The organism is Nonomuraea sp. 10N515B (genome assembly GCF_052245915.1).
Lineage (GTDB): Bacteria > Actinomycetota > Actinomycetes > Streptosporangiales > Streptosporangiaceae > Nonomuraea.
Window position 1 is genome coordinate 25942 of record NZ_JBQQBQ010000081.1, and the last position, 10287, is coordinate 36228.

The window sequence follows — 10287 nt, forward strand, 5'->3', positions numbered from 1 at the left end:
GTCGCTGTTGGAGGGTGGTGTTACCGGCGGGAGATGAGTTCGAAGGGTGCGGACAATTCGATGACCGGGACCTCCCAGGGATGGGCGGCCACGATGTGGGCCAGGACGCGGTGAACCTCGTCGTCCCCCGTACGGGCGTCGATGTAGGTGGTGAAGGCGACGGTCGGAGAAAGGGATCGGTCGCCGACGGCGCCGAGGGCCGGCATCGCGCCCGGGGCGGCGGTGAAGCCCTCCACGCCGGTGCTCAGCTCGAAGACGTCCCGGTAGAGACCGAAGTCCCCGAGTGCCGGGCTGCTCTCCAGGACACGCAGCAGCGGCGCGAACGACTTGTCGCTCCACAGAGCCTCGACATCCCCAGCCCCGAGCGAGGCGTAAGTCTCATGCGAGACGGGCCAGTACACCTTGATCGCCCTGGCCGATCGCCGCCGGATCGCCGACTCTCCAGTGATCGGCTCTCGTCCGTTGACGGCGGAGGACATCGTGGCGGTCATAGGCACGCTTCCCTTCTCGGACTGACACGCCGATGCTAAGCGTGCTTCTTTTGCATGACAAGATGCAAATAGCGCACAGTCGCGGCGAGATCAGGATTCAGTAGGGTAACGCCATGGAATCGAGCGTGGGACGGGGCCTCGACGTTCTGTCCGCACTGGCCCACAGGACGGCCACGGGCCTGCGCCGCACGTCGGTCACTGACCTGGCCCGGGAGATGGGCCGGGAGCGCAGCCGGCTCTCCCGCACCGTCGGCGCCATGGCCGTGGAGGGATTCGTCCTGCGAGAGGAGTCCCAGCGCTCGCCGGCTCTGCACTGGCGGCTCTACGCCGCCGCCCAGGAGCTCACCGCGCATCGCCTGCGCACCGACGGGCTGACCGCGCTGGAGGGCATGGTCGCCGAGACAGGAGAGAGCTGTTACCTCGGCGTCCTCGTCGGGGACAGCACCGTCACGATCGCCGAGCGCATCCCGGCGGGCAGCAACCAGGTCGGCTCCTGGGTCGGCCGTCCCTACCCCGCCTACTGCAGCGACTGCGGTCAGGCCCTCCTTACCGACGCCGGCGAGGACGAGGTGGCGGCCGTCTTCGCCCACACCGAATTCGTCCGCCACGGCCCCAACACCCCGGCCGACCTGTCGGACTTCCTGAGCCGCCTGTCCGTCACACGGGAGCGCGGCTACTCCATCGTCGACGAGGAGGCCGAGCCCGGCCTGTACTCTATGGCCGCCCCCGTTCGCGACTTCCGCGACGAGGTCGTCGCCGCCGTCCAGGTCGTCGGTCCCCGCATCCGTCTCGCCCCGAAGACGGATGTGTGCGTCGCCGCCGCGCTGCGCTGGAGCCGTTGGCTGGAAAACGCCCTTCACGGCGCCCCGGCCTCCTGACCGGCCCGCCGATACGGCGGATCCGTCCCCCGCGGCACGGGCGTTGAGCGGCAGGGTGCTGCGCCGTAGCGCGCCAGCCTCAGGCCGCTGTTCCGGGTGGGATCAGTCGGCTCCGGTTGTGAGTGGCGGTTCCTTCTCCACGCGTTCGCTCTCGTCGTCGGTGAACAGGCGTGAGCGGATCAGGAAGCGCACCCCCTCCGGCGCCTCCAGCGAGAACCCGCTGCCGCGGCCGGGGACCACGTCCACCGTCAGCTGGGTGTGCTTCCAGTACGCGTACTGCGCGGCGCTCATCCAGAACGGGGTGTCGTGGTCGAGGCGGCCGAGGAGCACGTCGGAAGCGCCGACGAGGAATTCCCCGCGTGGATAGCACATAGGTGAGCTGCCGTCGCAGCAGCCGCCGGATTGGTGGAACATGACCGGCCCGTGCCGCCGGACGAGTCCGGCGAGCAACTCGGCGGCGGCAGGGGTGAGCCGGACACGTTCCACCCGTTCGTCGGTCATCAGAAGAATCCGAGCCGCTGGGGCGAGTAGCTGACGAGCAGGTTCTTGGTCTGCTGGTAGTGGTCGAGCATCGCGCGGTGGTTCTCCCTGCCGATGCCCGACTGCTTGTAGCCGCCGAAGGCGGCGTGCGCCGGGTAGGCGTGGTAGCAGTTGGTCCACACCCTGCCCGCCTTGATGGCGCGGCCCATCCGGTACGCGGCGGAGCCGTCACGGGTCCAGACGCCCGCGCCCAGGCCGTACAGCGTCTCGTTGGCGATCTTCAGGGCCTCGTCCGGCGAGTCGAAGGTGGTCACCGACACCACCGGGCCGAAGATCTCCTCCTGGAAGATCCGCATGTCGTTGGTGCCCTTGAAGACGGTGGGCTCGATGTAGTAGCCACCCTCCAGCCCTGGCACGGTGCGGGGACCGCCGCCGGCGAGCACCTGGGCGCCCTCCTGGCGGCCGATGTCGATGTAGGACAGAATCTTCTCGTACTGGTCGCTGGAGGCCTGCGCGCCGATCATCGTGGCCGGGTCCAGCGGGTTGCCTCCGACGATCGCCTCGGTACGGGCGAGGCAGCGGGCCATGAACTCGTCGTAGATCGAGGCGTCGATCAGCGCCCGGGACGGGCAGGTGCACACCTCGCCCTGGTTGAGCGCGAACATCACGAACCCCTCGACGGCCTTGTCGAGGAAGTCGTCGTCGGCCGCCATCACGTCGGCCAGGAAGATGTTGGGGCTCTTGCCGCCCAGCTCCAACGTCACCGGGATGATGTTCTGCGACGCGTACTGCATGATCAGCCGGCCGGTCGTGGTCTCCCCGGTGAAGGCGATCTTGGCGATGCGCGGGCTGGTGGCCAGCGGCTTGCCCGCCTCGACCCCGAACCCGTTCACCACGTTCAGCACGCCGGGCGGGAGCAGGTCGGCGATCAGCTCGATCAGCAGCATGATGCTGGCCGGGGTCTGCTCGGCCGGCTTGATCACCACGCAGTTACCGGCGGCCAGCGCCGGGGCCAGCTTCCACGTGGCCATGAGCAGCGGGAAGTTCCACGGGATGATCTGCCCGACCACTCCGAGCGGCTCGTGGAAGTGGTAGGCGACCGTGTCCTCGTCCAGCTGGCTGATTCCGCCCTCCTGGGCGCGGATCACGCCGGCGAAATACCGGAAGTGGTCGACCGCCAGCGGCAGGTCGGCGGCCAGTGTCTCGCGTACGGGCTTGCCGTTCTCCCACGACTCGGCGACGGCCAGCCGCTCCAGGTTCTCCTCGATGCGGTCGGCGATGCGGTTGAGCAGCAGTGACCGCTCCGCGGCCGAGGTCGCGCCCCATTTGTCGGCGGCGGCGTGCGCGGCGTCCAGCGCCAGGTCGATGTCTGCCGCACCCGAACGGGCGATCTTGGTGAAGACCTGGCCGTCCACCGGTGACGGGTTGTCGAAGTACTGTCCTTCGACCGGCGGTACGAATTCACCGCCGATGAAGTTGTCGTAGTGGTCGGCGTAGGAGACGACGCTGCCGTCGGTGCCGGGCTTGGCGTAGACCATGGTTGCCCTCCTCGTTCACGGCTCGGCGGGGTGAACCGCTGTGTGATGGAGAACACGATGTGACGGAAAGGTTGTCGGAAGGTTGTCGCCGTAACAGCCGTGTCATCAAGGGCGCGGGTCAGTCGCGCAGAGCGGCGTCGATCCGGGCGGCGGTGATGCCGCGGCGGCCGTCGGAAGGGTCCAGCAGCCGGTGCGCGTGCTGGTGGATCTCCAGGTCGTAGCGTTGGCGTTCGCCGTACGCCAGTGCGTGCTCGGGAACGCGGGAGGCCAGGACCGCTCGGCGGACCGCCACCTCCAGGTAGTCGCGCCACCGGAGGATGCCGGGCGCCTCCGAATCGGGCAGCAGCGGTCCGGCGTAGCGGTGCACGGCCGTGGCCGTGTCGCCGGAGGCCAGCGCGTCCAAGACGACGGTCGCGTCACAACCGACCGGCTCGGTCAGCAGGTAACGGCGCTGGGAGAGCGCACCCCCGAGCGCGCTGCGCAGGTGGGAGACCTGTGCCTTCAGCGAGGTCATCGTGACAGGCCGGTCCCCATACAGAGCCTCGCGCAATTGCTCCGGTGTGAAGCCGTCCGGCTCGAGCGCCAGCAAGGCCAGGATCTCCAACTGCCGGGGACGCAGCGGTAGCGGCGTGCCGTCCCGCAGGGCCCGTGCTCCGCCCAGGCATTCGACCATGACGCGGGGCACGGTGGCAGGCGGCAGCGCAACGGCCGTCAGCCGGGCCTCGATGCCCCCCGCGAGGGTGCGCACGGTCGGCATCACCATGGGGTGCGAGCGGTCCCAGGTGCTGGACAGATCGAGGACGCCCACCAGGCGCTTGTCCGGTCCGCGCAGTGGCGCGGCGTAGCAGACCCAGCCGTGCAGCGCTTCGACCAGGTGCTCGGCCGAGAACACCGTCGCGGGGCGGCGCTCGCTCAGCACGAGCGCGGGGGCGCTGGTGCCCATCGCGCTCTCGTCCCACCGCCCGCCGGGAGCGAAGTTGACTCGTTCGGCGCGATGACGCATCACCCGGCCGCCGTAGGTCCACAGGATGGTGCCGGAAGCGTCGGTGATGGCGGCGACGAAGCCCGCATCATCGGCGATGGAGCGCAGGTCAGCGGCCATCTCGCCGACCGGTCCTGCCAGCGGGGACGAGCGCCACCGGTCGCCCACGTCTTCGTTTCCCGGCGCACTGTCGCGGTAGGGGTCGACCACGACTCGCGAGCGGTCCCAGGACGCGGCGATCTCAGTACGCAGTGCAGGACTCTGTACGGGCACACGGGACTCCCGCTCGCCCACCACGCGCGACCACTCTCCTGCCAACAGCCTTCGCCGGCTCGACAGAGCACTGCGTCCCATTTGATCCCCTCTGGCCAGAGATCGCGGTCAAACACCATTCTCACACCCGGACAGCCCTAGGTGTGGGGCTCCTTCGACACGATCCGCGACGCCGTCCAGAGGGTACGCCCTGGTCCTGCCACCCAAGCTCCAGATCGCCAAGAAGGAGCACCTTAGCGCCCGGCCTGGCCGCAGGCCGCGCGCCAAAGCCTGCTGTCCACAAATGAGTAGGGGTTACTCACGCCGGATGACACCCATCCGTCCTACTTTCGAGGCACGGACGAATGATGGGGGGAACCATGCACTTCGTTCCATTGGCGCCGGACGCGCTGGCCAAGCTGGAAACCCGTTTCTATGAGCTGAAGGCGGCCGGGATCCTGCCCGACCACCTGACCTTCGAGGACTACTACGCCGTGTGGCGTTCCGAACGGCGCGGCCCCCGTACGATGGGGCTGGACGACGGGAACACCACCGCCGACGCCCCCGACGTGGCCTTGATCACCCGGCCCCCCAAGAAGCTCAAGGGCGTCATCAAGACGCTCGTGCTCCTGGTCGACTTCGAGGACCGGCCGCACGACCCGGCGTTCGACGCCGAGCACTTCAGGAAGCTGCTGTTCGGCACGCAAGCGGGCAGCATGCGCGACTTCTACCGGAAGGTCAGCGGCTTCAGCGGCGACCACGGCATCGACGTGCAGGGCGAGGTGTTCGGCTGGTTCCGGCTGCCGCAGACCCTCGCCTTCTACGCCAACAACAAGTCAGGGATGGACGAGGACAACTTTCCGCGCAACGCCCAGGGCATGGCGCGCGACGCCGTGCTGGCCGCCAAGGAGGCGGGCGTCGTCTTCGACAGCTCGTACGACGTGCTCGACGAGGGCCGGATCACCGCGCTGTTCGTCGTACACGCCGGACCCGGCGCCGAGACCTTCGATGACAACGAAGGGCTGCAGTTCATCTGGAGCCTCAAGTGGACCGTCGGCGACCAGCCGATCATGGTCGGGCCCGGGCTGCAGGTGAGCACCTTCCTGACCGTTCCCGAGGACTGCAAGGTCGGCGTCTGCGCCCACGAGTGGGGGCACCTGGCGGCGCGCTGGGCCGACTACTACGACACCGACCGCGCGCAGACCGGGGTGAGGTCCCAAGGGCTGGGCAACTTCTGCCTCATGGCGGCGGGCTCCTGGGGAAACAGAGGCGTCACGCCCGTCTTCCCGACGAGCATGCTGCGCATGTTCCACGGCTGGGTGACGCCGCGCGTGGTCACCGAGGCCGCCCGCGGCCTCAAGCTGCGGCCGGTGGCCGAGGGCGGTGACTTCGTCGTCGTGCACAACGAACGGACGATGAAGGAGACGCAGTACATCGTCATCGAGTACCGGCGCAAGCGAGGCCAGGACGAGTTCCTGCCCGATCAGGGGATCGCCGCGTACGTGGTGGACGAGGCCGTCCCGAACGTGGACAACGAGCGCCGGCTGGCCATTGAGCTGATGCAGGCCGACGGCCTGCGGCAACTCGCCCAGGCCGGCATGCTGGGGAACCGCGGCGACGAGAACGACCTGTACCCATCGATGGGGAACACGAGCATCGGCAAGGACACCAAGCCCGCACTGAACCTGCCTGAGGGGGGCTGGACCGGGGTGACCATCAACGTCTCAGGCATTCCGGGCGACGACGAGATGACGGTTGACGTCATCGTCGGCTCGTAGGGGGCCCGCCCACACCCGGCACCGCCTGGCGGGGCCGGGTGTGGGCCAGGATGCTCGAGATCATGGCGCTGCGGCATGAGGCAGCGGCACCCTGCTAGGTGCCTACTCCAGCGGCCGCTTCGCGCTGATCTGCGGCGATCTGCGACGAGGCCTCCGTCGAACGGACGCCGGCTGGCTTCGAGGTCGTCGTGCACATACGTGACGCTCAGCCGAGCCAGGCGGTGATCTGGGCCATGGCAGTCGCGGACCAGCCGAGCTTGAGGTGGTTAAGTGGGAGCGTCGCGGCCGCGGCTCGGTTCGCTATGCCATCTGCCGCAGTGCAGCTCGCCACGAAGACGGCGCCGTCGGACGGTCCTGTGTGTTCGTTATGCAGCAGCGCCATGTCGGGCATGTTGCCGCACAGCTGGTAGACCGGCACGCTGGAGGGAGTGCCCGCGTCGAGGAGGGGCCGTACCAGCGAGCCCCTGTCGATGGCCCACTGGATCCCGCGGCCGACGGTGTAGAAGCCGGTGCCGCCGTAGTAGGTGGTATACCAATCCTGCTCGGTGGTGGACAACGGGTAGACGTCGTCCCAGCGATAGAGCATGTCGTCGGAGCCCGGGTAGGCGTCGCCCTCGTAGCTCAGCTCGGGATGGTTGCGCCATAGGCCGTAACAGACCATCTGGGTGTGGGGTGCGGGCGCGTTCAATGAGCCCCCACATTCCGGAAATATCGCGAAATCGTGGGTCCAGCCGTGCCGGTAACCCCAGTCGAAGCCCTTGTTCGGCCCGCCGACGAGGATGAGCTTCCTGACACCGCCCCCGTAGGCCGTGCCCCAAGGCTTGCGCAGCGACGAGACGTACATGCGCGCGTTGAACGCGCCCTTCGACCAGCCGATCACGTCCACCTGCGCCGCACCGGTCTTCGCCCGGATCCTGGCGACGGCGTCGTGGATCTGCTCCGCCCAGTAGTGGCCGTCCCCTGTGACGTGTGGGAAGCCGATCGCGAACACCTTGTAGCCCTGCCCGGTGAGGTGCTGCATGAGCCCAGTGGTGGGGCAGCTGGCCTGGCCGCAGCCGTACGAGCCCCTGGCATTGGGGTTGGCCCAGGCCAGATCGGCGTTCTGATTGGCGCCGTGCACGAGCAGCACGGGGGTGCTCTTGGCGCCTGTCTGCCATCCCGGCGCGTGGTACAGCAGAAACCGCGAGGAATGCGGCCGGGCGATGTCACCGAACAGGCGCCTGGTCTGCCCCGTCTGATCGCCACGCCCGTCGGGCGGGTAGGTCTCGGCCTGGAATCCCGTCGAGTTGTCCTTGTAGCGCTCGACGAGCACCCAGCCGTTCTCCAGGCCCGAGCTGTAGGCGGCCTCCGGCGTCACCGACGCCGTCGCTGTCGCGGCGGCGGGTGTCGTGAACAGCGCTCCGGCCGCTAACGCGAGAGCCGCGGCCACTCGTCTCCACGAACATCGTCCCATCGGACCTCCTACGAAGCTCTGATGAGTCAAGTTCGCCGGATCCGGAGGTGCGGGTCAATGTGCGCCGCACCCATAGCCCCGTGTCGGTCGACATCCCTAAACCAGAGCGGCAGAAGGGGGCACATCCCGTCCGGGGCCTCGAGGCCACTGGGGGAGCCGGTTCTCGCTCGACTGGCGGCTCGAGCGAGAACGAGCGTAACCAAAGGGTCATTCTCGCTCATCCCATTTGTCGGTTTCGCACGTCTCGGTTCGTGTCGCTGCGGCCACCTCCCGGGTTCGAGGTCCAGGTCTTCCCCACGGTCCCGCTTACTACAGGCAGGCTTCGCCTCGACCGCCACCGCGGCCGTCAGGCGCAGATGATCGGCAGTGAGATCGCCGTCGGCACGCAACGGACTCAACCGCTCAATGGCGGCCTTCTCGCCCTCAAGATCAGTGGGGTGCTTTGAGTGTGCTGCCCCTGAGTAGCGAAGCCACCGTCACAACCGCCTCCGCTGCGGTGGCCCGTATCCACTACCTGGTCAATGCCGCTTGGTCGCTGGCGGCGGTGGCCGTCGTGGATCCCTCGGCCCCGGTGGGAGCCGATCGGGGCCGCGTGCTGGCCGCGTGGGGGCTCGCCACGATCAAGGATGGTGGGTACGTCCTGGCCCCCGGGCTCGCCGGACTACTCGCCGATGCCGAGCAGGCCAGGTTCCTCAACCTGGTCGGCCACCTCCGCCAGGCCGTCACTGCCGCGACCGGCGCCACCGGTTGGCACCACAACGACGATGAGACTCTGCTGGAGCAGGGCCGTGCTTCGGTGGCCGGCATCCGGCTCGGCATGCGCCACACGCTGAGGCTCTTGGAGGGGCTGTGTGAGGGGCTGGCCGAGCCGGGTGCCGAGGTGCTGGACGTGGGGTCGGTACCGGAGGCATGCTCGCGGCGCTCTGGTGCGGCGCTCGTCCAGGCAATTCAGTAGGGGTTGGCGCCTTTGCCGTAGATGATCAGCACACCCTTGCGGGCGGAGATGCGCACGTCGGGCACGTCCAGGGCGACGGCGTCGCCGATGCGCAGCCCGGCGTAGAGGGGCAGCAGGGAGAGTGCGTGATCATGGACGGGGGGCCAGTACTTGATGGCGCGCAGCCAGCGGATCTGCGCGTTGGTGTCCATCGCCTTCGGTGCGGACTTAGGGGTGTCCTCGCGGGCGATGTCGGCCGCAGAATGGTCCGGCCGCTCCCGCCAGTGAAGCCGAAGGCCGCTGGATCCCAGCGGGGCTCGGCGGGTAGAGCGCCCGGGCGTGTTCTGATCCCTACGGCTCATCGCAAGGCGCCTCTGTCAATCGAAGGTCGCCATCGCCTGGTCAAGCGCTCCCCTGGGTCGACCCCACGGTCGTTGTGTTGCGCAACCCAAGGTTGCGGATTGCCGGCGCAGCACCTAAAGTCATGCGCAACCGATGGTTGCTTATTGGAGGTCCGTGGTGGAGTTCGGAAAGTTGCAGCGCGAGATCCACATCGACGCGGCACCGGGGATCGTGTTCGATGTGGTGAGTCGTCCCGAGCACATCAAGATGTGGTGGTCCGATGACGCGTCGTTTGAGCCTGCGCCAGGCAGGGTCGGGGAGCTGGTGTGGGGCGACCGCGCTGGGGTCGAACAGATCACGGTGGTCCACGTGGATCCGCCCCGCAGGTTCGCGTTCCGCTGGATCGCCCCTCATGGTCAGCTGCCAGATGCAGACAACTCTCTCCTGGTCACCTTCGAGCTCGAGCCCTCTGGCGACGGCACGATTCTGCGTCTGACCGAGAGCGGCTGGCGGGAGAAGGGCTGGGAAGCCGCTGTGCTCGAGGAGGCCTTCCACGACCACGAGCGCGGCTGGGACATGTTCCTGCCCAGGCTGCAGAGCTACACCCCTTCCGTGGTGGCGCGATGACCGTCGCCGTCGACGACGAACTCTGGTCGGCGATCGGCGACCAGATCAGGCGCCGACTGCTCGACCTGCTGCTCGCGGAAGGAGTCGGTACGCCGACCAGCCTGAGCGCTCGTCTCCCGATCTCGCGCCAAGCGGTCACCAAGCATCTGAGCGTCCTCGATCGCGCAGGCCTCGTGCACGCGACGCCGATGGGCCGCGAGCGGCGCCACGAAGTTGACGAGGTGCGGCTCGCCCGCGCCGTCCGGCAACTGAATGAAGTCGGCAAGAGCTGGGATGGGCGGCTGAACCGCATCAAGCGCATCGCGGAACAGATCCAGCGTCAGATACAGGACTGACCAACAGGCCGCCGGCTTCCTGAAACCTCCGGTAATTGCGGACGCGACAGGACTCGCGGCGGCGACGGTGTGAGCTGCCCCGGGTTGGTTGGAGGCTCCCAAGACTGGAAGGCTGGGAGTCGTGCCCGCACCGAGGAAGTACCCGCAAGAGTTGCGTGATCGCGCCGTCAAGATGGTGTTCGACCTGCGTGAGGAGA

General features: G+C 68.2%; 11 protein-coding genes. 5 read left to right on the forward strand and 6 right to left on the reverse strand.

What is annotated here, in order from left to right:
• Window positions 1-20: 20 nt before the first annotated feature.
• On the reverse strand, window positions 21-491 hold the full coding sequence (locus tag ACTWQA_RS52420; RefSeq protein ID WP_443166312.1) for a hypothetical protein: 471 nt from the start codon (window positions 489-491) through the stop codon (window positions 21-23).
• Window positions 492-604: 113 nt separating this feature from the next.
• On the opposite strand from ACTWQA_RS52420, the gene ACTWQA_RS52425 reads away from it, so the two are divergent.
• Window positions 605-1369 (forward strand): IclR family transcriptional regulator, encoded by a 765-nt coding sequence (locus tag ACTWQA_RS52425; protein ID WP_443166313.1) that lies wholly within the window; start codon window positions 605-607, stop codon window positions 1367-1369.
• A 102-nt stretch (window positions 1370-1471) separates the two neighbouring features.
• On the opposite strand, the gene ACTWQA_RS52430 is transcribed toward ACTWQA_RS52425, so the two are convergent.
• The 3 genes from ACTWQA_RS52430 to ACTWQA_RS52440 form a co-directional block, all read right to left on the reverse strand.
• A complete protein-coding gene (locus tag ACTWQA_RS52430; protein ID WP_443166314.1) occupies window positions 1472-1870 on the reverse strand; it encodes a DUF779 domain-containing protein in 399 nt (132 codons plus the stop codon).
• Window positions 1870-3387, reverse strand: coding sequence for an aldehyde dehydrogenase (gene adh / locus ACTWQA_RS52435; RefSeq protein ID WP_443166315.1), 1518 nt, complete (start codon window positions 3385-3387; stop codon window positions 1870-1872). The genes ACTWQA_RS52430 and adh overlap by 1 nt, the downstream gene beginning before the upstream one ends.
• Before the next feature lie 118 nt (window positions 3388-3505).
• Window positions 3506-4642: a transcriptional regulator gene (locus ACTWQA_RS52440; protein ID WP_443166316.1), complete on the reverse strand. Its 1137-nt coding sequence runs from the start codon at window positions 4640-4642 to the stop codon at window positions 3506-3508.
• A gap of 359 nt (window positions 4643-5001) precedes the next feature.
• Between ACTWQA_RS52440 and ACTWQA_RS52445 the strand changes: the two genes are divergently transcribed.
• Complete coding sequence (locus tag ACTWQA_RS52445; protein ID WP_443166317.1) at window positions 5002-6399, forward strand: M6 family metalloprotease domain-containing protein; 1398 nt, start codon at window positions 5002-5004, stop codon at window positions 6397-6399.
• A gap of 205 nt (window positions 6400-6604) precedes the next feature.
• Here the strand turns inward: ACTWQA_RS52445 and ACTWQA_RS52450 are convergent, their stop codons facing one another.
• Complete coding sequence (locus ACTWQA_RS52450; protein WP_443166318.1) at window positions 6605-7828, reverse strand: esterase/lipase family protein; 1224 nt, start codon at window positions 7826-7828, stop codon at window positions 6605-6607.
• 472 nt (window positions 7829-8300) lie between these two features.
• On the opposite strand from ACTWQA_RS52450, the gene ACTWQA_RS52455 reads away from it, so the two are divergent.
• A complete protein-coding gene (locus tag ACTWQA_RS52455) occupies window positions 8301-8807 on the forward strand; it encodes a hypothetical protein (protein ID WP_443166319.1) in 507 nt (168 codons plus the stop codon).
• Here the strand turns inward: ACTWQA_RS52455 and ACTWQA_RS52460 are convergent.
• Window positions 8801-9148 (reverse strand): hypothetical protein, encoded by a 348-nt coding sequence (locus tag ACTWQA_RS52460; protein WP_443166320.1) that lies wholly within the window; start codon window positions 9146-9148, stop codon window positions 8801-8803. The two genes, ACTWQA_RS52455 and ACTWQA_RS52460, sit on opposite strands and share 7 nt — an antisense overlap.
• A gap of 157 nt (window positions 9149-9305) precedes the next feature.
• On the opposite strand from ACTWQA_RS52460, the gene ACTWQA_RS52465 reads away from it, so the two are divergent.
• Window positions 9306-9755, forward strand: coding sequence for an SRPBCC family protein (locus ACTWQA_RS52465; protein WP_443166321.1), 450 nt, complete (start codon window positions 9306-9308; stop codon window positions 9753-9755).
• The gene (locus tag ACTWQA_RS52470; protein WP_443166322.1) at window positions 9752-10090 is read left to right on the forward strand and encodes an ArsR/SmtB family transcription factor; all 339 of its coding nucleotides are present in this window, start codon (window positions 9752-9754) and stop codon (window positions 10088-10090) included. The genes ACTWQA_RS52465 and ACTWQA_RS52470 overlap by 4 nt, the downstream gene beginning before the upstream one ends.
• Window positions 10091-10287: the final 197 nt, after the last annotated feature.